The 26,205-nt window shown below is 67.0% G+C and carries 27 protein-coding genes and 1 pseudogene; 13 read left to right on the top strand and 15 right to left on the bottom strand.

Annotated features, from left to right (window positions below):
• Positions 1–42: 42 nt before the first annotated feature.
• From LGM89_RS05950 to LGM89_RS05940, 3 genes are all read right to left on the bottom strand, one after another.
• Positions 43–1,233, bottom strand: coding sequence for an MFS transporter (locus LGM89_RS05950; protein WP_226272567.1), 1,191 nt, complete (start codon positions 1,231–1,233; stop codon positions 43–45).
• A gap of 103 nt (positions 1,234–1,336) precedes the next feature.
• The gene (locus LGM89_RS05945; protein ID WP_226272566.1) at positions 1,337–2,794 is read right to left on the bottom strand and encodes an NAD(P)/FAD-dependent oxidoreductase; all 1,458 of its coding nucleotides are present in this window, start codon (positions 2,792–2,794) and stop codon (positions 1,337–1,339) included.
• Between the two features lie 85 nt (positions 2,795–2,879).
• Entirely contained in the window at positions 2,880–3,224 is a 345-nt protein-coding gene (locus LGM89_RS05940) for a cupin domain-containing protein (RefSeq protein WP_047901802.1), read from the bottom strand.
• 198 nt (positions 3,225–3,422) lie between these two features.
• Here LGM89_RS05940 and LGM89_RS05935 point away from each other — a divergent pair, with 198 nt between their 5' ends.
• The 3 genes from LGM89_RS05935 (at position 3,423) to LGM89_RS05925 (ending at position 6,928) form a co-directional block, all read left to right on the top strand.
• Positions 3,423–4,307, top strand: coding sequence for a helix-turn-helix transcriptional regulator (locus tag LGM89_RS05935; RefSeq protein WP_226272565.1), 885 nt, complete (start codon positions 3,423–3,425; stop codon positions 4,305–4,307).
• A gap of 166 nt (positions 4,308–4,473) precedes the next feature.
• Entirely contained in the window at positions 4,474–5,424 is a 951-nt protein-coding gene (gene speB / locus LGM89_RS05930; RefSeq protein WP_226272564.1) for an agmatinase, read from the top strand.
• Positions 5,425–5,446: 22 nt separating this feature from the next.
• Positions 5,447–6,928 carry an aldehyde dehydrogenase family protein gene (locus tag LGM89_RS05925; protein WP_226272563.1) on the top strand — a complete coding sequence of 494 codons (1,482 nt, stop codon included), beginning with the start codon at positions 5,447–5,449 and terminating at the stop codon, positions 6,926–6,928.
• Between the two features lie 141 nt (positions 6,929–7,069).
• Here LGM89_RS05925 and LGM89_RS05920 read toward each other — a convergent pair whose 3' ends face one another.
• Complete coding sequence (locus LGM89_RS05920) at positions 7,070–7,954, bottom strand: patatin-like phospholipase family protein (RefSeq protein WP_226272562.1); 885 nt, start codon at positions 7,952–7,954, stop codon at positions 7,070–7,072.
• A gap of 194 nt (positions 7,955–8,148) precedes the next feature.
• On the opposite strand from LGM89_RS05920, the gene LGM89_RS05915 reads away from it, so the two are divergent.
• Together LGM89_RS05915 and LGM89_RS05910 are read left to right on the top strand one after the other, a co-directional pair.
• Positions 8,149–8,340 (top strand): hypothetical protein, encoded by a 192-nt coding sequence (locus tag LGM89_RS05915; protein WP_226272561.1) that lies wholly within the window; start codon positions 8,149–8,151, stop codon positions 8,338–8,340.
• 121 nt (positions 8,341–8,461) lie between these two features.
• Entirely contained in the window at positions 8,462–9,808 is a 1,347-nt protein-coding gene (locus LGM89_RS05910) for a DUF2325 domain-containing protein (RefSeq protein WP_226272560.1), read from the top strand.
• Between the two features lie 74 nt (positions 9,809–9,882).
• Here the strand turns inward: LGM89_RS05910 and LGM89_RS05905 are convergent, their stop codons facing one another.
• The 3 genes from LGM89_RS05905 to LGM89_RS05895 form a co-directional block, all read right to left on the bottom strand.
• Positions 9,883–10,206: a winged helix-turn-helix domain-containing protein gene (locus LGM89_RS05905; protein ID WP_319001498.1), complete on the bottom strand. Its 324-nt coding sequence runs from the start codon at positions 10,204–10,206 to the stop codon at positions 9,883–9,885.
• Between the two features lie 292 nt (positions 10,207–10,498).
• Positions 10,499–11,266 carry a DeoR/GlpR family DNA-binding transcription regulator gene (locus LGM89_RS05900; RefSeq protein WP_226272558.1) on the bottom strand — a complete coding sequence of 256 codons (768 nt, stop codon included), beginning with the start codon at positions 11,264–11,266 and terminating at the stop codon, positions 10,499–10,501.
• A gap of 43 nt (positions 11,267–11,309) precedes the next feature.
• Complete coding sequence (locus LGM89_RS05895; protein WP_226272557.1) at positions 11,310–11,990, bottom strand: MgtC/SapB family protein; 681 nt, start codon at positions 11,988–11,990, stop codon at positions 11,310–11,312.
• 268 nt (positions 11,991–12,258) lie between these two features.
• Between LGM89_RS05895 and LGM89_RS05890 the strand changes: the two genes are divergently transcribed.
• The 4 genes from LGM89_RS05890 to LGM89_RS05875 all read left to right on the top strand — a co-directional run bounded on the left by LGM89_RS05890 (position 12,259) and on the right by LGM89_RS05875 (position 16,709).
• Positions 12,259–13,203, top strand: a complete 945-nt coding sequence (locus LGM89_RS05890) for a choline ABC transporter substrate-binding protein (RefSeq protein ID WP_226272556.1) — start codon at positions 12,259–12,261, stop codon at positions 13,201–13,203.
• A gap of 23 nt (positions 13,204–13,226) precedes the next feature.
• Complete coding sequence (locus LGM89_RS05885; RefSeq protein WP_226272555.1) at positions 13,227–13,907, top strand: HAD family hydrolase; 681 nt, start codon at positions 13,227–13,229, stop codon at positions 13,905–13,907.
• Between the two features lie 169 nt (positions 13,908–14,076).
• Positions 14,077–14,214, top strand: coding sequence for a hypothetical protein (locus LGM89_RS05880; RefSeq protein ID WP_226205318.1), 138 nt, complete (start codon positions 14,077–14,079; stop codon positions 14,212–14,214).
• 44 nt (positions 14,215–14,258) lie between these two features.
• Positions 14,259–16,709, top strand: coding sequence for a phosphocholine-specific phospholipase C (locus LGM89_RS05875; protein WP_226272554.1), 2,451 nt, complete (start codon positions 14,259–14,261; stop codon positions 16,707–16,709).
• 150 nt (positions 16,710–16,859) lie between these two features.
• Here LGM89_RS05875 and LGM89_RS05870 read toward each other — a convergent pair.
• Positions 16,860–17,123: pseudogene (locus tag LGM89_RS05870) on the bottom strand (porin); the annotation flags it as partial.
• Between the two features lie 379 nt (positions 17,124–17,502).
• On the opposite strand from LGM89_RS05870, the gene LGM89_RS05865 reads away from it, so the two are divergent.
• Positions 17,503–18,093: a GNAT family N-acetyltransferase gene (locus LGM89_RS05865; RefSeq protein WP_089497843.1), complete on the top strand. Its 591-nt coding sequence runs from the start codon at positions 17,503–17,505 to the stop codon at positions 18,091–18,093.
• Positions 18,094–18,111: 18 nt separating this feature from the next.
• Here the strand turns inward: LGM89_RS05865 and tam are convergent, their stop codons facing one another.
• The gene (gene tam / locus LGM89_RS05860; RefSeq protein ID WP_226272553.1) at positions 18,112–18,897 is read right to left on the bottom strand and encodes a trans-aconitate 2-methyltransferase; all 786 of its coding nucleotides are present in this window, start codon (positions 18,895–18,897) and stop codon (positions 18,112–18,114) included.
• Here tam and LGM89_RS37115 point away from each other — a divergent pair.
• The 3 genes from LGM89_RS37115 (at position 18,896) to LGM89_RS05850 (ending at position 21,355) form a co-directional block, all read left to right on the top strand.
• On the top strand, positions 18,896–19,018 hold the full coding sequence (locus LGM89_RS37115) for a hypothetical protein (RefSeq protein ID WP_264170896.1): 123 nt from the start codon (positions 18,896–18,898) through the stop codon (positions 19,016–19,018). The two genes, tam and LGM89_RS37115, sit on opposite strands and share 2 nt — an antisense overlap.
• Positions 19,019–19,034: 16 nt before the next feature.
• Complete coding sequence (locus LGM89_RS05855) at positions 19,035–19,925, top strand: LysR family transcriptional regulator (protein WP_089428458.1); 891 nt, start codon at positions 19,035–19,037, stop codon at positions 19,923–19,925.
• 146 nt (positions 19,926–20,071) lie between these two features.
• The gene (locus LGM89_RS05850; protein ID WP_226272552.1) at positions 20,072–21,355 is read left to right on the top strand and encodes a cystathionine gamma-synthase family protein; all 1,284 of its coding nucleotides are present in this window, start codon (positions 20,072–20,074) and stop codon (positions 21,353–21,355) included.
• A 224-nt stretch (positions 21,356–21,579) separates the two neighbouring features.
• Here LGM89_RS05850 and LGM89_RS05845 read toward each other — a convergent pair whose 3' ends face one another.
• From LGM89_RS05845 to LGM89_RS05820, 6 genes are all read right to left on the bottom strand, one after another.
• Complete coding sequence (locus LGM89_RS05845; RefSeq protein ID WP_226272551.1) at positions 21,580–22,014, bottom strand: GNAT family N-acetyltransferase; 435 nt, start codon at positions 22,012–22,014, stop codon at positions 21,580–21,582.
• A 173-nt stretch (positions 22,015–22,187) separates the two neighbouring features.
• Entirely contained in the window at positions 22,188–23,027 is an 840-nt protein-coding gene (locus LGM89_RS05840; RefSeq protein WP_089473679.1) for an ABC transporter permease subunit, read from the bottom strand.
• Positions 23,024–24,010, bottom strand: coding sequence for an ABC transporter permease subunit (locus LGM89_RS05835; RefSeq protein WP_226272550.1), 987 nt, complete (start codon positions 24,008–24,010; stop codon positions 23,024–23,026). The genes LGM89_RS05840 and LGM89_RS05835 overlap by 4 nt, the downstream gene beginning before the upstream one ends.
• A 10-nt stretch (positions 24,011–24,020) precedes the next feature.
• The gene (locus tag LGM89_RS05830) at positions 24,021–25,121 is read right to left on the bottom strand and encodes an ABC transporter ATP-binding protein (RefSeq protein ID WP_226273003.1); all 1,101 of its coding nucleotides are present in this window, start codon (positions 25,119–25,121) and stop codon (positions 24,021–24,023) included.
• Positions 25,122–25,331: 210 nt separating this feature from the next.
• Positions 25,332–25,643 carry a hypothetical protein gene (locus LGM89_RS05825; RefSeq protein ID WP_226272549.1) on the bottom strand — a complete coding sequence of 104 codons (312 nt, stop codon included), beginning with the start codon at positions 25,641–25,643 and terminating at the stop codon, positions 25,332–25,334.
• Between the two features lies 1 nt (position 25,644).
• A complete protein-coding gene (locus tag LGM89_RS05820; RefSeq protein ID WP_319001497.1) occupies positions 25,645–26,040 on the bottom strand; it encodes a nucleoside deaminase in 396 nt (131 codons plus the stop codon).
• Between the last annotated feature and the right edge of the window lie 165 nt (positions 26,041–26,205).

Below are 26,205 nucleotides of genomic sequence, written 5' to 3'. Positions count from 1 at the left end.
CCGGACGCGCGCCGCCATCGGCAGCGGCGCGCGTCGCCACCGTCATTCAGATGCCACCGCGAGCGCGCGTTCCATGCCGAACACGGCCGGCCGCAGCCGCCGGTAGCAGAGGAACGCCACCGCGCACAGCACGATCGCCGCGATCAGCGCCGACTGCGTGCCCGCGCGCTCGATCAGCGAGCCGCCCGCGACCGAGCCGACGCCGTAGCCGAGCGCGACGCAACCCGGCGACAACGCGGCCGACTTGCCGACCAGGTCGTACTGCGGAATCGTCGCGTAGATCAGCAGCGCGCCGCCGGTCCAGCAGCCGATGAAGACGATCGCGCCGAGCGTGAACGTCACGGCCGAGGCCGGCAGCGCGAGCAGCACGGCCGCGACCGCGCAGCCGCCGAGATTCAAGAGCGCCCAGCGGCGCAGGCCCGCGCCCGCGCCGAGCTTCGGCATCGCCGCGCAGATCACGAGGCTCGCGACGTTCGCGGCGCCGAGCACGAGCGACACCGACTGGCCGCTCAGGCCGGCCGCGGTGCCGATCTTCTCGAGGAAGGTCCACACGACGCCGACGCCGCCGTACAGCGCGAGCTGCGCGCACAGCACGAGCATCGCGCCCTTGCGGTCGATGCGGCCGGCCACGCCTTCCGGCGCCGGTGCGGCCAGCGTCTCGCCGCTGCGAAACAGCGGCGTCGCGAGCACGAACATGCCGAGCACGCACGCGACGAAACCGAACACGCCGTGCGCGCCCCAGGTGTCGCTCAGCATCGGGAAGATGGTCGCGAGCAGCACCATGCTCCACGTCACCTGCCCCATCAGCATGATCCCGAGATTGCGTTCCGGCGCGCGCGAATACGACAGGTAGCGCAGCGCGATGCCGTTCAGCCCGCCCGAGCCGACGCCCGCGATGAACTGCAGCGCCGAATACGCCACCAGCCCGTGCGTCGCGAGCGTGCCGAGGTTCGCGCCGGCCGCGAGCGTCACCGCGCCCGCGAGCACCCACCGCACCGGCTGGCGGCCGAGCACGAACGCGACGAGCAGCGTGCCCGTCGATTCGCCGAGCACCTCGATGAAGCTCGACAGCCCGAGCGCCGCTTCGCCGAAGCCCCAATGACGCTCGACCTGCCCGACGATCGCGGGCAGGCCGAGGAAGACCGTCGGCCCGAGCATGCCGAGCAGCAGCATCACGACGACGAACAGCGCGCTTTCGTGTCGCGCTTCATCCTGCAGGTTGACTACATTCATCTGGGTGTCTCTCTCCGTGTCCGCGGCGCGGACCGTGTCCTCTGGGGATCGTTTTTGTTGTGCCGCCATGACGGGGTGCCCCGTGGGGCCGCCCCGTCGTCGCTTACATCGGGAAGCCCATCGCCTTGATGCCGCTGATCCACGCGCGCTTCCAGCCGCCTTCCGCATCCGCGCCGTCGAACGCATGGAACGTGATCTTCGCGGCGACCCAGCGCACCGGCTCGGGCGGGATATAGCTCGGGCTCTGGTTCGCGATGTCGAGCTTGCGCTCGGGGCTGTCGCGATCGAACAGGATGTTCAGCCCCATGAACGCGCCGAACCGGCTCGCCGCGACGCCGAAGCCCGTATAGCCGGCGACGAACACGGCCTTGTCGCCGAGGTAGCGCTTCGCGAATACCGAGCCGCGCGAGCAGTAGTCGATCGGGCCACCCCACGCGTGCGAGAAACGCACGTCGCACAGTTGCGGGAACGTGCGATAGAACGCTTCCGCGAGCCGGTAATACGTTTCGCGCTGGCCGTCCTGATGCGGTTCCGGGTCGCCGTCGAAGTGATAGCTCACCAGCCCGCCGAAGATGATGTTGTTGTCCTTCGTTAGCCGGAAATAGTTGAGCTGCGTGCGCGTGTCGTACACGCCCTGGCGATTCTTCCAGCCGATTCGCGCGAGCTGCTCGTCGGTGAGCGGTTCGGTCGCGAGCACATGGTCGCGCACCTGCATCACGCGGCGGTTGATGTCGGGAATCCCGACCTTCGCGGTGCCGCTGCCGAACACCACGCGCGGTGCGCGTACGCTGCCCTTCGGCGTCGTCACGAACACCGTGCTGCCTTCGTCGCTCACGGTCACGAGCGGCGTGTGCTCGTAGAGCTTCACGCCGAGCGTCAGCGCCGCGCGCTTCAGCCCCCACGCGAGCTTCGCCGGGTGCACGATGCCGCTGCGATTGCGCGACCACAACGCACCCGCGAACAGCGGCGAATTCAGTTGTTCGAGCGTTTCCTCGCGGTTCAGCAGCACGACGTTGTGGCCGTACTCGCGATGCAGGTCGTAGTCGCCCTTCAGGTGCGCGAGGTGCTCGGGATCGACCGCCACCGTCATCTCGCCGTTCCACTCGATATCGGCGTCGATGTCGTAGCGCTTCAGCGTGTCCTCGAAGCCGTCGAGGTTGTGATGGCCGAATGCCTCGAGCTGCGCGATGTCGTTCGGGAACACGCGCACCGCATTCGGGAGCCCGTGCATCACCGACGTCGAAATGATCCCCCCCGCGCGGCCCGATGCGCCGTGCGCGACCTTGCCGGCCTCGATCAGCACCACGTTCAGGTGCGGCATCTGTTCCTTCGCCTGCACGGCCGCCCACAGCCCCGTGAAGCCGCCGCCGACGATCAGCAGGTCGGCCGTCGCGTCGCCGACGAGTTCCGGCTCGGTGGCCGGCGCGGCCGGGTTGTCGAGCCAGTACGGGAACAGCTTCGTATTCGCGAGCGCCGCCTCGACGCCCAGTGCGACCGGCGCGCCACGCATCGCGTGCGCCTGCTCCGGTGCAGTCTCTCTTGTCTTGACTTCCATTTCCATGATCCCAGCCATCACACGCGAACAGCGAAGCCGCCGCCGGGCGCGCGTCACACGGACGACGACACCGCGGCGGCGGCTTCGGACATCACGACTTCTCGAGCAGCACGTAGAACTTCTTCGCGTCCTCGATCGTCTCCCAGCGGCCCGCGAAGCCGGCCGGCAGCAGGTAGCCCTGGCCCGGCGCGAATTCCTTGCGGTTGCCTTCGACGTCGGTCAGCGCGATCCGGCCCTCGACGAGCCACACGGCTTCGTCAGCCGCGGTTTCCGGAAACTCCACCGAGCCGGCTTTGCCTTCCCACCAGCCGATGATGTAGTTGCCGCTCTTGCCTTCCGCCGCGCGCCAGTCGCTTTCATCCATCCCGAAGTCGAGCTTCGTGAATTCGCCGATGCCTGCGCCGAGCGGCAGGATGTCCTTGATCAGTTTGGTCATGTGAATCTTTCGTCTCTTGATTGAAAAAAGCAGAGACAAAGTTACTCATTTACACTGCCCCGGTATGCCCCCCTCCGGGGGGGACAAGCGGTGTTTTCCGGGGCAAACGGGTCGGCAGGACAACCGACGGTGTTTCCCCTTACTGACGTTTTTCGTTGTGACCGCTACAATCGCGCCGCTTTTCACCCGGGGAACCGCATGCTGCTCAACGTGAACCCCTTCCACCGCGACAACGACCGTTTCAACGTGTCGTTCAAGGCGCTGGGCGAGCTGATCGAGACGGTCGGCACGCCGCACTTCGTGCCGCGCCTCACGCAACTGCTCAATGAAGTCGTGCCGCTCGACGTCGCGCACGTCGAGCGCTCGCGCGTCGACGGCTCGATGCCCACAGGCTATCGATGCGAATGGATCGGCAGCAGCGGCATCGATACCGAATCCACCGAAATCTCCGACGTGATGACGCTCTACTACGAGCGCTTTCTCGACAGCGACCCGCTGTTCGCGGGGCTGCGCGGCAAGACGGGCACGATGCTGGTGGTGCGCGACATCGCGGCGATCCCGCCCGGCGAATTCCGCCAGCGGCTGTTCGACGACGTGCATATCGGGCACGAATGCGTGCTCGCGCGCGGCACGCGCTATTCGCAGCATTCGATCGCGCTGGAGCGCGGCCGCGACCGCCCGCCGTTCACGCTCGCCGAGATGAACCGCTTTCGCAGCATCAGCGACATGCTGTTCCCGCTGCTCGAACTGCATGCGTCGACCACGGCCGTGCGGCGCGTCGCGCACCCGACGCCCGACGTCCATCCGCTCGCGCAGTTCGATGCGCGCATCGCGGCCGACGGCGTGAAGCTGTCGAAGCGCGAATACGAAACCTGCAAGCACCTGCTCTCCGGCAAGACCGTGCCGGAAACGGCCGAGATCCTCGGCGTGCGCGTCGCGTCGGCCGAGTCGTACGTGAAGCGCGCATTCGCGAAGCTGGGCGTGCGCACCAAACGCGAGCTTGCCGCGTGGGGTTCAGCCTCCACCGCGTTCCCGTCTACCGGATCGCACGACGGCGCCGCGCCGACCGCCATTTCGCGCTGACACACCCGGCCGCACTGCGCGGCTGTGTTCGGTTGCGCCGCGTCGATGCGGTAGCGCCACTTGCATCGAAGCCCGTCGATGTAAACGTTGCGACTTCAAAATCTTCGCGCGCGTGTTCTCCTCTACCATCGGCCGATCGCTTGACCTCAAATAAAGGAGACGGCCCATGCCCCGCGAACTGAATCAACCGATGGGCGGCAACGAGATGCCGCGCTTTGGCGGCATCGCCACGATGATGCGGCTGCCGCAAGCCGCGACGACCGACGGTCTCGACGTGTGCTTCGTCGGCGTGCCGCTCGACCTCGGCACGTCGAACCGCTCGGGCTCGCGCTTCGGCCCGCGCCAGATCCGCACCGAATCCGTGCTGCTGCGCCCGTACAACATGGCCACGCGCGCGGCGCCGTTCGATTCGCTGCAGGTGGCCGACATCGGCGACGTCGCGACCAACCCGTACGACCTGAAGGACTCGGTGCGCCGCATCGAGGAGGCGTACGACGAGATCGTCGCGAACGGCTGCCGGCCGATCACGCTCGGCGGCGACCACACGATCGCGTGGCCGATCCTGCGCGCGCTGCATAAAAAGTACGGCAAGGTCGCCGTCGTGCACGTCGACGCGCACGCGGACGTGAACGACACGATGTTCGGCGAGAAGATCGCGCACGGCACGCCGTTCCGCCGCGCGGTGGAAGACGGGCTGCTGCAATGCGACAAGGTCACGCAGATCGGCCTGCGCGGCACCGGCTACCACGCGGACGATTTCGACTGGTGCCGCCAGCAGGGCTTCACCGTCGTGCAGGCCGAGGAATGCTGGAACAAGTCGCTCGCGCCGCTGATGGCGCAGGTGCGCGAACGCGTCGGCGACACGCCGGTCTACCTGAGCTTCGACATCGACGGCCTCGATCCGTCGTTCGCGCCCGGCACCGGCACGCCCGAAATCGGCGGCCTCACCGTGCAGCAGGGCCTGGAAATCGTGCGCGGGATGAAGGGCCTGAACATCGTCGGCGCGGACCTCGTCGAAGTCGCGCCGCCGTACGATCCGACCGGCACCACCGCGCTCACCGGCGCGAACCTCGCGTACGAGATGCTCTGCGTGATGCCGGGCGTCGTCTACCGCTAACCCGACCGACAGGATGACCTTCATGTCCACCGCCGAGCTTTCCCGTTCCACCGCCACGTTCGTGCTGCCCGCGGCGCACATCGCCGGCCAGCCCGTGCGCACGCCTGCCGACGCACCCGGCGCGCCGATCTTCGACGCATCGACCGGTGCCGCGATCGGCTGGCAGGCATTCGCGACGACTGCGCACGTCGACGCCGCGGTGCGCGCCGCGCGCGACGCGTTCGCCGGCTGGCGCGATACGCCACCGGAGGCACGCGGCCGGATTCTCGCGACGATCGCCGAACGCGTCGAAGCGTCCCGCGATCGCCTGGCCGCGCTGCAGATGCAGGTGAGCGGCAAGCCGCCGTTCGAAGCCGACGCCGATGTCGGCGATGTCGCCGCGACGTTCGCGTATTACGCGAAGCTGTGCGAGGACCCGGCGCTGTTCGCGGCCGAACCGGTCGCACTGCCGAGCGACGCCGTCACCGCCGAGCGCTTCTACGATGCCGTCGGCGTCGCGGCGCTCGTCATGCCGTGGAACTTCCCGATGGTCACGACCGCGTGGAAGCTCGCGCCCGCGCTCGCCGCCGGCTGCGCGGTCGTGCTGAAGCCGTCCGAACTCACGTCGCCGACCGAACACGCGCTGCTCGACATCGTCGCCGAAGCCGGCGTGCCGGCCGGCGTCGTCAACGTCGTGAACGGCGGCGCCGACGTCGGCGCGGCGCTGACCGCGCATCCGCTGATCGACAAGATCTCGTTTACCGGCAGCACCGCGGCCGGCCGCAAGGTCATGCAGGCCGCCGCCGTCGACATGAAGCGCGTGACGCTCGAACTCGGCGGCAAGTCGTCGCTGATCGTGCGCGACGACGCCGACCTCGACGTCGCGGTGTCGCTCGCGGTCGCGGGCGCCTTCACGAACGCGGGCCAGATGTGCTCGGCCACCGCGCGCATCCTCGTGCACGACAGCGTGTACCGCAGCTTCATGGCCGCGTTCGAGACCGCGGTGCGCGCGCTCGTCGTCGCGCCGCCGGCCGCGGAACACGTCGCGATGGGGCCGCTGATCTCGGCCGCGCAGCGTACGCGCGTCGAAGCGATGCTCCAGCACGGCATCGAGGCGGGCGCACGCGTCGCCTTCAGCGGCCGCGTGGCGGATGCCGGCGGCGACGGCTTTTTCATGGCGCCTGTCGTGATCGCCGAGCCGGCCGCCGACAACCCGCTGTGGACCGACGAAGTGTTCGGCCCCGTCGCGTGCGTGAAATCGTTCCGCACCGACGACGAAGCGATCGCGCTCGCGAACGACACGCGCTACGGGCTCGTCGCGACCGTCGTGACGCGCGATGCGGCCATCGCGAAGCAATTCCAGCAGCGCGTACGCGCGGGGCTCGTGTGGATCAACGCGCCGCAGCTCATCTACCCGCACGTGTGCTGGGGCGGATTCGGCCTTAGCGGAATCGGGCGCGAACTCGGCGTGGCGGGGCTGCGCAGCTATCAGGAACTGCGCCACGCGATGCGCGCGATCGACTGATCAGTGGGGCCTTCGAGGCCGTTGGCGGCACCGTGTCTCGCGGCACGGTGCCGTCTTTTTTACCGATTTCCGACAAGAGGCCCTGGCGGCACGATAACCGGCGTCCGTCGGTCATGCGGTTGGACGGTGCGTGAGCAACGATCAATGGGAATGCACCGCAGCATGATCGTGCTCGCGCAGCTGGCCCGGAATCGCACACACCGCGAGCCCGCCCTCCTCGATCCACGCGCGTGTGCGTTCCGCGGCCTTGTCGATCAGTTGCGCGCACTGCGAGTAGTCATAGGACGACACCTCGAGCGGACAGAGCGGCGGCACGACATGAATGTGCGCGCGCGCCCCGTATAGCTCCAGATCGCGCACCAGCTGCCGCGCGATCACGAGCGTCAGCGCGTGCGTCGCATGCGCGATCGGGCTGCGCGGCGGGACGCGCAACGCGCAGGCGAAGCCGGCCGGCAGCACGACGATCCGCCTGGCGCCGAGCGCGATCGCGACCGAGATCGGCGTATTGTTCGCGACGCCGCCGTCGACGAGCTCCATGCCGTCGATGCTGACCGACGGAAACACGCCGGGAATCGCCGCGCTGGCCTGCACCGCATCCACGACCGGGCCGGCCGACAGCACGACTTCGCGGCCGCTCAGCACGTCGGTCGCGACGATATGGAGCGGCAACGCGGCCTGCTCGATCCGGCGGTACGGCAGGTTCTTTTCCAGCAACAGGCGCAGCGCGTCGGCCTCGACCAGATGCGGCCGGTTGCGCAGCAGCATCGCGATGAGGCTGCGCATCGAGAACGGCATCACGTCCTGGCGGCGGATCCTGCACCACAGCGCTTCAAGCATCGCGATGCCGTCCGCGTCCGGCCGGCCGGCGAAATAGGCGGCGTTGATCGCGCCCGCCGACGCGCCGATCACGCAATCGGGCCGTTCGCCGCTCGCGACCAGTTCGCGGAGCATGCCGACCTCGATCGCACCCAGGCTGCCGCCGCCGGCGAACACGAAGGCGGTCGAGGGAATGGAAGCGGACGTCATGGTGCGACCTCCTGCGGTTGGCTGCGATAGCGCTATCGCCATGATGGATCGTGCGGCGCTCCGGATGTCCTGATGAAAACCCTGCCGGCACTTGGATCCAACCGGTCGGCCGACGATGGACGAAACGACCGGCGCCCGGACCACCGTGCTGCCGGCGGCGGTCACGCGGCGGCATCGGGCGCACGCGCGACGACGTGTTTTCCGACGCGCTCAGCAACGCCCCGGCCGCGCTGGAGCGCGTCGACGTGCTGTTCGTCGGGCTGTGCGTCGAGGACGTGATGGCACGTCACGCGCCGCCATCGCTCCCCGTTTCGCCCGAAGCACCGGCCCCGGCCCCGGCCCCCGCCGCACTGTCGCTCACCGACCATTCAACCGCGCTCTGCTGACCGCGCCGCGCGGCCTTCGCTCCGTGATTTCCCCGGAATTTCATGCGTTATATTCCGTGGTATATTTCGCGAATCTTTCGCGCATCCGTCTCCGGCCCGACCAGGCCGGACAGAGGTCAACATGCACGCTCCGCCTTTTCGCCCTGCCCGCACGGCGGATCTTTCGACGCCCGGCGGCACCCTGCCCGCGGCAACCGGCACGCGGATCGACGCATGCTGCGCGCCGTCGCGCGCGCAACGGGCCGAGCTGAAGCGCCGCACGCGCCTGTCCGAGCTCGATGCGAACCTGCACTGCTCGATCATCGGCACCTGCCTGACCACGCACGAACTGCGCAAGCTCGTGCCGAAGTTCACCGACCTCGACCGCCAGCGCGCGACCGACCTCGAAATCCATCACGCGGCCGTCGAACTCGCCATCGACGGCACGGCCGGCGCGAAGGCGTTGCACAAGGCGCTCGACGAGCGCTACGCCGGCGCGATCCGCGCGTTCGACAGCGCGAAGGATGCGGACGAACTCCTCGCGCGCTGGAAGGAAGCGCTGAAGCGCGGCGAGATTCCGCCCGCGTACTGGGCGCTGATGACGCATCCGCGCACGACGACGGGCGTGCGCCAGGTCGCGTTCGGCGACCTGCACATGCTGTCGCACCTGGTCGGCGCGGCCAATCGCGCCGATATCCGGCGGCTGGTCGTGCTGGAGGAAGAGAATGCGGCGCTGCACGCGAAAATCGAACGGCAGCAGGTGCGCCTGCACGAAATGAGCGCGCAGCGCGACGCGGCGCTGCAGGAACGCGATGCCCTCGCCGCGCGCCAGAACGCGCAGCCGCTGGCGGCGGAAAGCGTCCTGCGCGACGAAGTCCACGAACTGCGCGAAGCACTGGCCGCGCGCGACGAACGGCTCGCGCTGCACACGAGCCGCCGCGAGGCCGCCGAGCAGCGGATCGCCGCGGAACAGGCGAGCGCCCGCGCGATGCGCGCGCGGCTCGACGAACTGATGGCGATGGTGAAGACGCTGCGCGCCGAAGCGAGCGCGATCGAACGGGCGGTGCAGGCGTCGGCGGACGATCCGGCCGAGCGCGCGGCCGATCCGCTGTCGATCCTTCAGGGTACGCGTCTGGTATACGTCGGCGGGCGTCCCGGCTCGAATCGCGCGATCAAGCGGATCGTCGAAACGGCGGGCGGCGAAGTGACGCTGCACGACGGCGGCATCGAGGATCGCAAGGGCCTGCTGGCGGCGGCGCTCCCGGGCGCGCGGATGGTGGTGTTCCCGGTCGACTGTATCGACCACGATTCGACGAACCTGCTCAAGCGCATCTGCGAACGCCACCACATCGCGTACTACCCGCTGCGCACGGCGAGCGTCGCCAGTTTCGTCGAGCTGATCGGGCGGCTCGATGCGCAGTCGCGCGACGGGATGGCACCGGATGCCGCCACGGGCGACGCGTCGCGCTTTTGCCTGCGGCACGGCTAGGCTCTGATTCGCTTCGCCGCATGGGAGGCCCTTCAGGCTGCCTGTGAAAGCCCGTTGTCAGCGTCAGCGCACCTTCAGCGCCGGACCATTTTCGTGAGCGCGGCGATGTCGTCGGCGCAGGCCGCGTAAGCGCGCGCCTCGATCCCGCGATAGAGCCGGATGATCTCCTCGCCGACTGGCGTAAGCACGCTGCCGCCGCCGCTCTGCCCGCCATGTTCGGACACCGTCGCCGGCGATTTCAGCGAGCGGTTCAGCTCGTCCATCAGCAACCACGCACGCCGGTACGACATCTTCAGGCTGCGCGCCGCCGCCGAAATCGAACCATGCTCGCGCACGGCTTCGAGCAGCGCGACCTTGCCCGGCCCGAGCGCGATCGTGTCGGCGTGCTGGATACGCATCCTGAACCGCACCTCAGGCTTGGGGTGTGCCGGTGTCTTCATGTTGTCCCGCCCTTTGAACGATGCGGGCAAGCATACACGATGGCTGGTGCGGCATGCGCCGGCGTCGGCCAGCCACTTCACGTGGCGCGGCGCGGGCAGGAGGTCGGCGCCCGAGTACAGCAGCGGTGCGCCGCTGGGCGGGCCTGCGTTGTATTGGCGGATACATTACGCCGCCAAAAAAGCCGGCCGACAGAAGGTGCGCCGCATGGGCGGCATAACGGCGGGGAATCGCGCCCCCTGTCGCCCGGCGCTACGCCAGCACGACGTGCTTGATGACCTTCTTGAGGCCCTTGTAGCTGTCGACCGATTCCGCCTTCGCATCCGTCACCAGTGTGCCGATCCGCGCCGGCTCGCAGAAGCTGATCCGGCTGTTCGTGCCGAGCTTGCTGAAATCGGCCAGGATCGCGACGTCCGCCGCGTTGCTGACCATCGCGCGCGCCACTTCGGTTTCCATCCGGTCATAGTTGGTCGCACCGCGCACGGCATCGACGCCCACCGGCGACAGCAGCGCGAGATCGGCGCGGTAGCGGAAGATCTCGGCGACCGTGCCGTCGCCGACGGTCGCGGCCGCGCGGCTGCCGATCATCCCGCCGAGCAGGATCGTTTCGTTCCTCGCCTGCCCCGGGTCGCTCGACCGCATCTTCAGCGCGACGTCGATCGAATTCGTGACGATCGTGAGGCCCGACAGCTTCGCCAGTTCCTCGGCCAGCAGCGTCGTGGTCGTGCCCGCATCGATGAACAGCGTCTGCGAGCCCGTGACCAGCCTGGCCGCCGCGCGGGCAATCGCCAGCTTCGCCTTCACGTGCGTCTGCGCGCGCTCGGCGATCGGCGCTTCGTCGCCCACCTGCACCGCGCCGCCGTGTACGCGCTTCAGTTCACCGAGCGCCTCGAGATCGACGAGATCGCGCCGCACGGTTTCCCGCGACACGTTCAGGTCGGCCATGATCCGGTCGGTCGACACGCGCTGCATCTTCGATAACAGAAGCCGGATCCTCTGGTATCGCTCTTCTTGCCACATGGAATGTCCTCGGAATGAACGCCAATGTTATTCGAACGGCGGACTACGCTGCGCTCTCCTCCATCTTTTTGATGCCGACGAGGGTCTGCAGGGATTGACGGACCGCCTGGCACTCGCGGCTCGTCATCTTTGAAAACACCACGTGGATGCGGTCGTCGTCCGGCGCGGCGTCGTCCTGCTCGATGATGAACTGCACGATGCGCGCCTGATCGATGCCCGGCATCGCCTGCAGCGATGTCAGCTTCACGGTGCCGCGGCGCGCGAGGATGCGCACGCCCCAGCGCTGCCGCGCGGCGAAGAAGCGCTTCTCGATCGGCTTCAGGCCGGCCAGGATCGCGAGCACGATCGCCGTCGCGGCGATCGCGGCGACATACATGCCGCCGCCCACGGCGAGCCCGACCGCCGCCACGACCCACAGGCTCGCCGCGGTCGTCAGGCCGCGGATGATCTCGCCGCGCAGCATGATCGACCCGGCGCCGAGGAAGCCGATGCCCGACACCACCTGCGCGGCGACGCGCGACGGGTCCAGCGACACGTTCTTCGCGTCCTGGATATCCGCGAAACCGAACGCCGACACGACCATCACGAGCGCGGCGCCCACCGCCACCAGCATGTGCGTGCGCAATCCGGCCGCCCACGACAGGCGCTCGCGCTCGATGCCGACGATGCTGCCGAGCAATGCCGCCAGCAACAAGCGGGACACGATTTCCAGCTGACTGATCATGCGAGGTCTCCTTGCTTTGCCTGGTCTACCTGATGAAGCACGGCCCGCCTGGGCCGCCGCCCGATGCTTCCTGCCCTCGCCTGCCCGTAGCCCACCTCGGCAACCGGCAAGTTGTATTTTTGTGCGATCTTGCGATTTTGTGCGTTCTAATATACGGTACGCAAAACTACAAAGCCAGACCCAAGTTCGTTTGTTTCATCCGATCGGCACGATCAATCGTCAGACCATTCAGGCAACACGATCCGGAACACTTGCTTAGGAGACCCACATGATAAAGAAGGCATGGATGCTGGCCGCCACACTGCTGACGGCGCTGGCGACGGCCCCCGCTCACGCGTTGGAAGGCGACGTCTGCAAAAAGGTGACGCTCGGCGATGTCGGCTGGAGCGACATCGCGGCCACCACCGGAGTCGCGATGATGCTGCTCGACGGGCTCGGCTATGAGGCGACTAAAACGATCGCGTCGCCGCCGATCGTGCTGGCCGGCGTGAAGAAGGCACAGATCGACGCGTTCCTCGGCTACTGGGATCCGAGCATGACGCCGACGGTGAAGCCGTTCGTCGATGCCGGCGCCGTCCACCAGTTGCCGCAGCCGAACTTGATCGGCGCGCGCTACACGCTGGCGGTGCCGCAATACGCATCGGACAAGGGCCTCAAGAGCTTTGCCGACATTGCTAAATTCCGCGATCAGCTCGACGGCAAGATCTACGGGATCGGCGCCGGCAACAATGGCAACGCGCTGGTGCAGCGGATGATCGACAGGAACGAGTTCGGGCTCGGCGGCTTCAAGCTGATCGAATCGAGCGAGGCCGGGATGCTCGTGCAGGTCACGCGCGCGGTGCAGGAGCACCGGATGATCGTGTTCCTTGCATGGGAGCCGCATCCGATGAACATCAACTTCAAGATCGCCTATCTCGACGGCGGCGACAGCGTATTCGGCCCGAACTACGGCTCGGCGAAGGTCTATACGCTCGTCACGCCCGGCTATCTCGAACGCTGCCCGAACGTCGGCCGGCTGCTGACCAACCTGAAGTTCACAACCGACGAAGAGAACCAGCTGATGGTGCCGATCATGAATCACGCCGATCCGGTCGCCGTGGCGAAGGAATGGGTGAAGAAGAACCCCGGCGTGCTGTCGAAGTGGCTCGACGGCGTCACCACCATCGACGGCAGGAACGCGAAAGACGCGATCGAGAAGCGCATCGGCACATGACCACGCCACACAAGGAATCACCCATGTACAAGAATCTTGCGCTGTTCGACCTCGACCACACGCTGCTGCCGCTCGACAGCGATCAGGCCTGGAGCCGCTTCATCACGCGGGTCGGCTGGCGGGAAGACGACGCGCACATGGCGTTGATCGACGAGCATTACGGTCACTATGCGGCGGGCACGCTCGACATGGACGCGTATCTCGCCGTGACGCTCGCGCCGCTCACCCGCTATCCGCGCAAGGTGCTCGAGCGCTGGCATGCGCGGTTCATGGACGAAGTGATCCGTCCGGCGATCACGCCGCAGGCGCGCGAGCTGGTCGCCCGGCATCGCGAGAACGGCGATCTCTGCTGCATCGTGACTGCGACCAACGTGTTCGTCACGCGGCCGATCGCGGCGGAATTCGGCATAGCGCACCTGCTCGGCATCGAGCTCGATACCGACGACGGCACGCCGGACGGCGCGTTCACCGGACGCAGCACGGGCGTGCCGAGCTTCCGCGAAGGCAAGATCGTGCGCACCACCGCGTGGCTGTCATCACTTGGCTACGCGCCATCCGATTTCGAACGCACCTACTTCTACAGCGATTCGATCAACGACGTGCCGCTGCTGGACTACGTCACGCATCCGGTCGCCACCAATCCCGACTCGAAGCTGTTGCAAGTGGCAGGCACGCGCGGGTGGCCTGTCATGAAGTTGTTCTGATTCGGGCGATATCCTCTGCTGTCCATTTTTCATGTCTGGAGGGGTAATGAAATACGGAGCATGCAGCAATAGTCTCGATCATTCAGGAATCCGACTCGAATCGGATCGAAAGCCTGTCGTCAATTCGCGCCAGCCGGAAAGCCGCTTTCCGCACTGGCGCGGCGTTTTCATGATCGCACTCCTGTGCACGCTGGCCGCTTGCGGCGACGGCGATTCGGGTACGTCAGCCAGCATGGCGGCAGCGCGCGCGGCCGCACCGGGCTCGGCGTCCACGCCCGTCCTGCACTGCGCGAGCGCGTGCCACTGACCGACGCCGGCCGCAAAGCCCGTCATCCAAGACAGAGAGCGATCATGCAAAACAAACCCACAACCCGACGTCAATTCATTGCCGATGCGCTGAAGCTCGCCGGCGCCACCGCGATCACGGGCATGCTGCCCGAAAGCATCGCCCGCGCGCAGGCCATTCCGGCTGCCACCGTGACCGGCACGATCCAGGACGTGAAGCACGTCGTGATCCTGATGCAGGAAAACCGCTCGTTCGACCACTACCTCGGCACGCTGGGCGGTGCGCGGGGCTTCGGCGATCCGCGGCCGGTCGTGATTTCGAGCGGCTATCCGGTGTGGCGGCAGCCCTGGATGCTGTCCTACGTGTTCCCGTTCAACCCGTCCTCGCCCTCCGGCACGGCGAACGGCGACACCTATTACGGCGACCTCCCTCACGACTGGGGCACCACGCACAGCGCCTGGAACAACGGCCGCTACGACAACTGGACCGCCGCGAAGTCCAGCGGCACGATGTACTACTTCACGCAGAACGACATTCCGTTCTACTACGCGCTGGCGAGCGCGTTCACAGTGTGCGACGCGTACCACTGCTCGATGCTCGGCCCGACGGACCCGAACCGCCTGTATCTGTGGACCGGGTGCTGCGGCAACGTCCCCGGCTATTTGCCGTACACGACCAACACGATGACGGGCACCGGCTGGACCACGATGCCGGAGCGCCTGAACACGGCGGGCGTGACGTGGAAGTTCTACCAGGACAAGGGCAACGGCCTGGATGCCGGCCATGGCTACGGCGAATACAACGGCTCGAAAAGCGATCTCTGGTGGAACGGCAATTACGGCGACAACGTCATCCTGAACTTCAAGCAGTACCAGAACCTCGGCGCCAGCGATCCGCTCGCGCCGGCGCTCAACGGCACGCAGATCGACCCGTCAGGCGGCGGCAAGGAATACGACACGAACCTCTTCAGCCAGCTGCGGGCCGACGTCGCCAACGGCACGCTGCCGCAGGTGTCGTGGATCGCCGCCCCCTACGCGTACTGCGAACATCCGTCGTGGGCCGCGAGCGGCGGCGAATGGTACGTGAGCAACGTCCTCAATGCGCTGACGTCGAATCCGGCGGTGTGGGCCAGCACGGTGCTGCTCGTCATGTATGACGAGAACGACGGCCTGTTCGATCACATGCCGCCGGCCGTCCCGGCCAGCGCCGCTGCCGGCACCGGGCAGTCGACGGTCTCGACGGCCGCCGAATTCGTCGCGAGCAGCGGCGCCGCATCGGACGGCTCGGCCAGCGGCGACGTGCCGATCGGGCTCGGCCCGCGCGTGCCGATGTTCGTGATCTCGCCGTGGTCGAAGGGCGGCAAGGTCAACTCGCAGGTGTTCGATCACACCTCGGTGATCCGCTTTCTGGAAGCGCGCTTCGGGCTGCAGGAAACCAACATCACGCCGTGGCGACGCACGGTGTGCGGCGACCTGACGTCGGCCTTCGATTTCTCGAACGCCGACCAGGCGGTGCCCGCGATCCAGCCGCCCGCGAGCAACATGAACCCGAACGGCCCGGCCGTTCCGATCCCGTACCCGACCACCACCGCGGTGCCGGCGCAGACCGCCGGTCGCAGCACGGCCTGCCGCCTGCCCTACGAGTTCTTCGTGCAAGGCAAGGTCAACCGCGCCGGCCGCGCGCTCGCGCTGACGATGACCAACACCGGCACCGCGGGCGTGCATCTGCAGGCGTGGGTCGACGGCACGAGCACGATCCCCCGCCATTACACGATCGCGGCCGGCGCGAGCCAGTGCACGAACCTGTCGGATTCGCTCGCGCTGAACAGCGGCGGCGGCTACGACTATTCGGTCTACGGCCCGAACGGCTTCCTGCAGACGTTCCGCGGCAGCATCGGTACGTCCGGCAACACGGGATCGACTGCCGAAATCAGCCTGTGCTACGACGTGGCGAACGGCAACGTGCAGATCACGCTCGACAATTCGGCAGGCTCCAGCGCGACGACGTTCCAGCTCACCGACAACGCCTACGGGATGAACACGCGGCAGTCGGTCACCGTCGCCGCCGGCGCGACGCAAGCGGTCACGTGGTACGGCGACGGCGGCTGGTACGACGCCAGCATCCGCGACGCGAACGATCCGAACTTCCTGCGCCGGGTGGCCGGCTGCGTGCAGACGCAATCCGGCACGCTGCTCACGGATTCGGCGATCGGCAATACCAGCAAGAAGTTCGTCGCGGCGCTCGCGTCACAGGGCTCGACGTACGGCACGCTGCGGTTCGACTACGTTGCACCGCCGTGGAGCCACAGCCCGAAGAACTGGGTGGGCATCTTCGCGCATGGCGCGCAGCCGACCAAGGGCAGTTACAAGTCGTGGGCGTACCTGCCGAAGAGCTGCGGCTCGCTTCTGTTCTCGTCCACGGCGAACAGCACGTTGGCGCCGGGGCAGTACGATGCGTGGTTCCTGTTCGACGACGGCTACACGCCGCTCGCCGGCCCCATCACGATCAACATCTGACGGTACGGCCAGCCGGTGTCGGCCGCCCGCTTCGGGCCGACACGCATTCGGGCGCGACGTACCCCGTCGCGCCCGAATGCCTTTCCAGCCACGCGGCACGCGCTAGACGAGCCGATCCTCGTGGAACGCGCCGAACGGCCGTGTCGGATGTCAGAACTTGTGACGCAGGCCGATCCGCGTGACGAACTGCGTGTTCGCGCCCGCGTTGCCGATGAACGACCCCGACGAGCCGATCTCGGCCTGCACCGGCACCACGCGGCCATTGATCGTGTTGCTGCCCGACGCCTTCTGGTAGGCCGCGCTCATGTACACGTCCGTGCGCTTCGACAACGCATAGTCGAGCGCGGCATTGACCTGGTGCCACCTACCGTCGAAGCGTCCGTCGAGCTTCGAGAACGTATAGCCGAGACTGCCGTCAGCAATTGTTTGGGGTCCTGTCGTCTTTCATCCAGATGCGACTGGCGGCCACGCGGTTCGATTACACGACACGCGACGACCGTCATCGCACCGATGCGAGCACGGGGCCACCGCGGAAATCCAGCATAATCAGGCGATTGAACGAGCGCCCCTGCCGGCGCGCGAACCCCGCACACGTTTGCGCGGCCGTCCGGTTCGTCGCTTGACCGCGTTCCACCGGCACGGACGCAGCCGGTCTGTGCCGGTCTCACGCGCGGTAGATGGTGCGGGCACAAAAAATCGAAGCAGGAACACACTCGATGCGGCGCATATCATGGCGCCGACAATCGCATCACGGACACCACCACGCATCCCGCAGAAGACAGGACACCGACACATGGACCGAGCCGAGCACATCAGCATCGAACAGACGACCGGGCTGCCCGCCGACGAACTGGACCGATGCGACTTCTCGTTCGACATCGCCTGGGAATTGAACGCGCCGTATCAGGATTTGCTCGATCTCCGCGCGCTGCCTGCACGCCGCAAGAACTACGGGTTCGATCCGGCCGGCTGGGCGGACGAAGCGACCGGCAAGACGGCGCTCTTTCGTGCGACGGCCGGCGGCCGGCTCGCCGGGTTCGTGGCCATCGGCCAGAGCTGGAACGGGATGGCGGAGATCGCGGAGCTGGCCGTCGACCGCCAGTACCGGCGGCAAGGCATCGGGCAGTTGCTGCTGGCGACCGCCGAATCGTGGGCGCGCGGCCACGGGTTCGGCTTCATGCGGCTGGAAACGCAGTCGAACAACGTCGCCGCGTGCAGCACGTATGCTCGCTCAGGCTTCGTGCTGGGCGGACACGATCGTCTGCTGTACGCGGATGACGAGAACGACGGCGAAGTGGCGCTGTTCTGGTACAAGGACCTGCGCGACGGGCAGACCGCGCGGATCCGCACGGTCGACCCGGAATCGGTGCGGCCGGTGCGCTGACGCACGGCCGCCCGTGCGTTATGTCCGCGTCGCGACGATGAACAGGCGCGGGAACGGCAGCAGCACGGTGCCGTCGGCGAGCGCCGGATAGCCGCCCGGTCCGGCGAGCGCATCGCGATACTGCGCGAGAAACGCCGCGCGCTCGCCGTCGTCGAGCGCCGCGAGGAACGGCCGCAGCGCGCTGCCCTTGAACCACTCCACGACCGCGTCGGCACCGCCGCGCAGCGGGTGGTAGTAAGTCGTGCGCCACACGTCCACCCGCGAGCACAGCGGCGACAGCAGCGCGTGGTAGTGGCGCGCATCGAACCGCTCGGTGCGCGCCGCGCCCTTCAGCTTGTCCGCCCACGGCCCGGCCGTGGCGACCTCGCGCATCAGCCGGTGCGCGGGTTCGTCGAGGTTGTCGGGCATCTGCACCGCAAGATGGCCGCCCGATGCGAGCCGGCCGACGAGTGCCGGAAACAGCGTGTCGTGCGCGGGCACCCATTGCAGCACCGCATTCGCGAGAATCAGGTCGTAGCCGCCCGGATCGTCCCAGGTGGAGATATCCACGACATCGAAACGCAGGCCCGGCAGGCGCGTGCGCGCCGCGTCGATCATGTCCGCCGATGCATCGATCCCATGGACCGTTGCGTCCGGCGCACGGGCGATCAGCGCCTCGGTCGAATTGCCGGGCCCGCAGCCGATGTCGATCGCGGTATGGATCGGCGTGTTCGGCACGGCGGCCAGCAGGTCGCGGATCGGCCGCGTGCGTTCGTCCTCGAATTGCACGTACTGGGCCGCGTATCGATCGAGTGGGGTCGTCATGTCGTTTCTCCTGGTCGGCGTGGACGGCGTTGCCTCCCATGCGGACGGGATGCCGGTGGCCGTCGATGCACCGCATTCTGCGATCGTCACCGAGTTCAGTAAAATGAATTTAATATCGTGATTGATTCAAATCTCTAATGAAAATCGATACGCTCGGTGTCCAGGCCTTCGTCGCCATCGCCGACGGCGGCAGCTTCCGGCAGGCGGCCGACACGCTGCACGTCACGCAGACGGCCATCACGCAGCGGCTGCGCAAGCTCGAAACCTTCCTCGGCGTCGCGCTCGTCGAGCGCACCACGCGCCGCACCACGCTCACCGAAATCGGCCGGCGTTTCCTGCCGCAAGCGCGCCGGTTGCTGAACGAACTGTCCGACGCGCTCACCGAAATTCGCGAAACCGGCCTGAGCCAGCGCGGCGACGTCACGATCGCGTGCGTGCCGACGGTCGGCGTGCAATACCTGCCACGCATCCTGCGCGCGTTCTCCGCGCACCGGCCGCACGATCGCGTGAAGATCCTCGATCATGCGTCGGCGTCGGTGCTGCAGGCCGTGCTGCATCGCGAGGCCGAGTTCGGCATCGGCATCGCGGGCGATCAGCATCCCGAACTGGTCAACGTGCCGCTGACGAGCGATCCGTATGTGCTGGTGTGCCGCGACGATCATCCGCTCGCGAAGCGGCGGCGCATTCGCTGGGCGGCATTGCAGCCGCATCCGCTGATCTTCGCCGGTGAAGTGAGCGGCAATCGCGGGCTGCTCGACGGCGCGCTGAAGACGAGCGGCGTGTCGCTGCATTCGTTCTACGAAGTGCAGCGCAGCTCGACGGCGCTCGGCCTCGTCGCGGAAGGGCTCGGCGCGGCCGTGGTGCCGAAGCTCGCGATCCAGAAGAACGCGTATCCGATGATCCGCACGATCGAGCTCGTCGAGCCGGCGGTGTCGCGCACGCTCGTGCTCGTCACGCGCAAGCGCGCGCAACTGTCGCCGGCCGCGCGTGCGCTGTACGACATGATCGTCGAACAGGCGACACCCTGACGACTGTGTCAGGGGTGCGTCACGAAGCAGCGCCTTCGGGGTAGTATCGCCACACGCGGTCGCAACGGCCGGTGCCTACCCGGCGCCGCGTGCGTCATGCAACCGCTGCAACGGCCGTTCCTCACCACCCCTGCAAGGAGCACTGCATGGCCTATCGCAATTACCACAAGCGCAAGATTGCAGACCGGGAACTTCATCCCGAAACCCAGATGATGTCGTACGGCTACGATCCGTTCCTGTCGGAAGGATCGGTGAAGCCGCCCGTGTTCCTCACGTCGACATTCGCGTTCCGCACGGCCGAGGACGGCGCCGAATTCTTCGACGTCGTGGCCGGGCGCAAGCCTTCACCCGAAGGCGAAGGCGCGGGCCTCGTCTACAGCCGTTTCAATCACCCGAACCTGGAGATCGTCGAGGATCGCCTCGCCCTGCTCGACGATTCCGAAGCGGCCGTCGTGACGTCGAGCGGCATGTCGGCCATCGCCGCGATCCTGCTGACCTTCCTGCGGCCGGGCGACTGCGTCGTCCAGTCCGTGCCGCTGTACGGCGGCACCGAAACGCTGATCTCGAAGTTCCTGCCCGAGTGGGGCATCCGCTCCGAAGTGATCGCCGACGGGCTGTCCACCCACGCGATTCGCGCCGCGCTCGAAGCGGCCGCGCAAAAGGGCACCGTGCGGATGTGCTACATCGAGACGCCCGCGAACCCGACCAACGCGCTGTTCGACCTCGAAGGGCTGCGCGGCGAGATCGACGCGTTCGAGGCACGCCACGGCTATCGCCCGCTGTCGGTCTGCGACAACACGCTGCTCGGCCCGCTGTACCAGAAGCCGTCGCGGCAGGGCATCGACCTGAGCGTGTACTCGCTGACGAAATACATCGGCGGGCATAGCGACCTCGTCGCCGGCGGCGTCACGGGCGCTCGCGCGCTGATCACGAAGATCCGCTCGGTCCGCAGCACGCTCGGCTCGCAGCTCGACCCGCATTCGTCGTGGATGATCACGCGCTCGATGGAAACGCTCGTGCTGCGCATGCAGCAGGCGGCCCGCAGCGGCAGCGCCGTCGCCCGCTGGCTCGCCGACAATCCGCATCGGCCGGTGCGCGTGCTGCATCCCGAGCTCATCGACGATCCGGCCTATCAGGCCGTCTATCAACGCCAGTGCAGCGGGCCGGGTTCCACGTTCGCGTTCATCCTCGACGGCGGCCGCGAGCAGGCGTTCCGGTTCATCAACCACCTGACGCTCTTCAAGTCGGCGGTCAGTCTCGGCGGCACGGAGTCGCTGATCTGCCATCCGGCGTCGACCACGCATTCGGGCGTGCCGGCCGACGCGCGTGCGGCGGCGGGGGTGTCGGAAGGGTTGATTCGCGTGTCGGTCGGGCTCGAACATCCGGACGACCTGATCGCCGACCTGTCGTACGCGCTGGAGCATTGCTGAAGTGCGTGGCATGCGCCCCGTGTCGGTTTGCACGGGGCGGCGCCGACTCGCGTGGCCGGCAATCGGTAACGCCTGCTGAGCAGGGATGCTGACGTTCAGATCCGACGAGAAGGGCGAAGGGTCCTTCAGAGGCCTGTTCGTCGATCCGGTCGCTCACCACTGCTACGTGCCGAAGGTGATCGCCACGAAGATCCGACCGCGCGACACGAGCCGGCCGAGCCGGTTCAAAGCACCTTCACCATGAACACGCGCGACGCGCCTTCCGGCTCGCACGGCACTTCGCCGAACGCTTCGTAGCCCTGCTTCCGGTAGAAATCCGGTGCCTGGAACGAGATCGTGTAGAGCACCGCACGCGCGCATCCCCGTCGTTTCGCTTCCGCTTCGGCCTCGCGCAGCAGCCGGCTGCCGAAGCCGCCGCCGCGCAGCGATTCGGGCAGGTAGAACAGATCGATGAAGAAGAGGCCGAGCGACGTGCGCCCGGTCAGGCCGCCAATGATCTCGCCGGTCGCGGGATCGGTGACGTACACGTCGAGCGTGGCCGCGTCGGCGCGCCCCGTCATCGCGTGATTGAATTCGCCGAGCTTGCGGCTGATGAAGTCGTGTGCGGCCGGCTGTTCGGTGTCGGTGAGCCGGATGGAAACGTCGGGTTGCGTTGTCATGGGGGCGGGTTCGGTCGAAGAGAGAGTCCGCCGGGCATGCAACATCCCGGGCGGGAATCGTACGACTATAGCGCGGCGGCGGGCATGCCGTGCCGGCTCACCCGCCGCCTTCGTCACCCGTCGTGACGCATCACGTGGCCGGCCGCGTTCATGCCCGTGCCCCACGCCTGCCCTCACGCCACCGCGAACGCCGCCTTCATGTCGGCGATACGGCGTCGTTCGCGCGCGATCATCATCCGGTTCACGACGATCACGCCGATCGTCACCGCCGTGATGAACAGCGTCGCCAGCGCGTTCATCTCCGGGTTCAGCCCCAGCCGCACGCGCGAGAACACCACCAGCGGCAGCGTCGTCGAGCCCGGCCCGGACAGGAACGCCGACAGCACCAGGTCGTCGATCGACAGCGTGAACGACAGCAGCCAACCCGACAGCAGCGCCTGCGAGATCAGCGGCAGCGTCACCACGAAGAACACCTTCAGCGGCGTCGCGCCGAGATCCAGCGCCGCCTCTTCCAGCGACTTGTTCATCTCCTTCACGCGCGACTGCACGATGATCGCCACGTACGACACGCACAGCATCACGTGACCGATCCAGATCGTCACCATCCCGCGCCCCTTCGGCCAGCCGAACATCTGCTCCAGCGCAACGAACAGCAACAGCAGCGAGATGCCCTGGATCACTTCCGGGATCACCAGCGGCGCGTTGATCATCCCCGTGTACAGCGTGAAGCCCTTGAAGCGGCCGAAGCGCGCGAGCACAAAGCCCGCCCACGTGCCGATCACGACCGATGCGGTGGCCGTCAGCAAGCCGATCTTCAGCGACAGCCACGCGGCGCTCAGCAGCTCGTCGTCGTCCAGCAGCGCCGAGTACCACTTCAGCGAGAAGCCCGACCACACCGTCACCAGCTTCGACTCGTTGAACGAGTACACGACCAGGCTGATGATCGGGATGTACAGGAACAGGAAGCCGAAGGCGAGGACGCCCGTCGACAGCGGTTTGCTCGGCTTGATCATTTCGCGTCCTCCAGTTCCTTGACCTGGTAGTACTGGAACAGCGCCATCGGCACCAGCAGCAGCAGCACCATCGCGACCGTCACCGCGGACGCCATCGGCCAGTCCATGTTGTTGAAGAATTCATCCCACATCACGCGGCCGATCATCAGCGTGTCGGCGCCGCCGAGCAGCTCCGGGATCACGTACTCGCCGACTGCCGGGATGAACACCAGCAGGCTGCCGGCGATGATCCCGTTCTTCGACAGCGGCAGCGTGATGCGCGTGAACGCGACCCACGGCTTCGCGCCGAGGTCGTACGCGGCTTCGAGCAGCGTCAGGTCCGTCTTCACCAGGTGCGCGTACAGCGGCATCACCATGAACGGCAGGTACGAATAGACCATCCCGATGTAGACGCCCGCGTCGCTGTGATAGAGCCGCAGCGGCGTGTGGATGATGCCCAGCGCGATCAGCGTGTGGTTCAGCAGGCCGTCATCCTTCAGGATGCCGATCCATGCGTACACGCGGATCAGGAACGACGTCCAGAACGGCAGCATCACGGCCATCATCAGCACGTTGCGGCGGTTCGGCTCCGAGCGGGCGATGTAGTACGCCATCGGGTACCCGATCAGCAGGCACAGCACCGTCGACACGGCGGCCATCTTCAGCGAGCTGAGGTAGGTCGCGATGTACAGGTCGTCCTGCAGCAGGAACGCGTAGTGCGACAGCTGCAGCGCGAAGTGCACGATGCCGTCCTTGATCTCGACGAGCGACGTGTACGGCGGGATGCCCATCACCTGGTCGGCGAAGCTGATCTTCAGCACCAGCACGAACGGCAGCGCGAAGAACACGGCCAGCCACACGAACGGCACGCCGATCGCGACGCTGCGGCCCGACGGCAGGAAGCGCGACAGCGCGGCAAGGCGGCCCGGGCGGGCGCGGGCGGCACCAGTGCTCGCGGCGCCGGTCGGCACCGGCGCGGACGGATTGGAGGCGGAGGTTCTCATCGTGGCGTCCTCACTGCGTCAGCACGACGCCGCTGGCCGGCGACCACGACACGAACACGTCGTCGTTCCACGCCGGTGCGTTGTCGTTCATCAGGTGCGAGCTCGACAGGTTCGACACCACCGTCTTGCCGCTTGGCAGGCGCACGTGGTACAGCGAGTAGCTGCCCATGTACGCGATGTCGGTCACGACGCCGCGCGCCCAGTTGTGTTTCGAGCCGGGTTTTTCGCGCGACACGTGAATGCGCTCCGGGCGCACGGAGATGCCGACCGGCATCCCGAGCGGGCCGGTGATGCCGTGGCTCACGTACATGCGCGCTTCGAGGTCGTCGCTTTCAACGAAGATGTGATCGGGTTCGTCCTCTACCACGCGCCCTTCGAACAGGTTGGTCGAGCCGATGAATTCGGCCGAGAAGCGGCTGTTCGGAAACTCGTACACCTCGCCCGGCGCGCCGATCTGCACGATCTTGCCTTCGCTCATCACCGCGAGGCGGCTGGCCATCGTCATCGCCTCTTCCTGGTCGTGCGTGACCATCACGCAGGTCACGTCGACCTTCTCGATGATGTTCACGAGTTCGAGCTGGGTCTTCTGGCGGATCTTCTTGTCGAGCGCGGACATCGGCTCGTCGAGCAGCAGCAGCTTCGGGCGCTTGACCAGCGAACGCGCGAGCGCGACGCGCTGCTGCTGGCCGCCGGAGAGCTGATGCGGCTTGCGCTGCGCGTACTTGCTCATCTGTACGAGCGCGAGCGCATCGGCCACGCGCTCCTTGATCTCGTGCTTCGGCGTGCCTTCCTGCTTCAGGCCGAACGCGACGTTCGATTCGACCGTCATGTGCGGGAACAGCGCGTACGACTGGAACATCATGTTCACCGGGCGGCGGTACGGCGGCAGCGATGCGAGGTCCTCGCCGTCGACGAAGATCTTGCCGGAGGTGGCCGTCTCGAGCCCGGCGAGCATGCGCAGCAACGTCGACTTGCCGCAGCCCGAGCTGCCGAGCAGCGCGAACAGCTCGTTCTTCGCGATCGTCAGGTTCACGTTGTCGACGGCGGTGCTGTCGCCGAATTTCTTCACGACGTTTTCGATGCGCACGAAGGCGTCGTTCGGCTTGAGCATGTCCGTCGCCGGGCGATGCAGCGCATCAGGTGTACTGAATGAATCCCGTTTCATGATGGTCCGTGTTAGGCAGGTAAGCGAATCTCAGGCGTCAGGCGCAACCGGCCGGCCGGTCGCGCGGTGCTGGCGGGGAGGGATCGAGCGATTCCTCGTCCGCAACGAATGGCGCAATGAAACAGGGGGGGCGGAACGCACGGCGATCGACGGCTGTCAGTCGCGACCGACCGGACGCGTCGCGTTGGCTGTCATGAAGATTTCATCGGTTTTCATCGGGCTTTCCGCACGTTTCTGTCGTCTCCAGTGCGAATTTTTAAACCCGTCAAAAAGCTTTTGGATCGCGGATTTCGGTTCCGGACATTGAACGGGATCGATGTTTGGCGAGGCGGGAAAACGGGGGCCCAAGCCGGCCCCGTGCGGCAGCGCGGGCACCCGGCGGCATGGGCGCCGCCGGGTGAAACGGAGGGTGGGGAAAACGAGCAGCCGGGCGGCCGCCACGCGCGGCCGGTGCGCCGCGCGGATCACGTCACTTCGCGTCCAGTTCCTTCCAGCGCCGGTAGACGTTGATCGCGTCGCCGTGCTTCTGCTGCACCATCGGCAACCGGCGCTCGTCGATCGGCTTCGCATATTCGGCGTAGAACGTGTCGAGCTCGAAATACTTGCGGTCGTCGCGGTAGAACGGCGCGTAGTCCTCGCGCGTCGTGATGTAGATCACGCGTTTGGGGCTGCAGTAGTACAACGAGCCGAGACACATCGGGCACGGGCTCGCGAGAATGTAGATCTCGCAGTCGCTCAGGTGCTCGGTGCCGAGCTTGCGGCACGCATCGCGCACCGCGAGGATCTCGGCGTGCGCGGTCGGGTCGCTGGTTTGCGCGACGAGGTTCGGGCTTTCCGCGACGATCTCGCCGTCGCGGACGATCACCGTCGCGAACGGGCGGCCGCCTCTTCCACGTTCTTCATCGCAAGATCGATCGTGCGCTTCACAAAATCCATGGCTGCGTCCTCGTTGAAACGGAATGGCGGGAACGTGCGCCGGCCGGCGGCCCACGCACGTCGGGCAGGAACCTGCGCGGCACCGCTGCCGCGG

This window comes from Burkholderia sp. AU31624 (genome assembly GCF_020420065.1).
In the GTDB taxonomy this organism is placed as follows: Bacteria; Pseudomonadota; Gammaproteobacteria; order Burkholderiales; family Burkholderiaceae; genus Burkholderia.
This window is presented reverse-complemented; position numbering and strand designations above follow the sequence as displayed.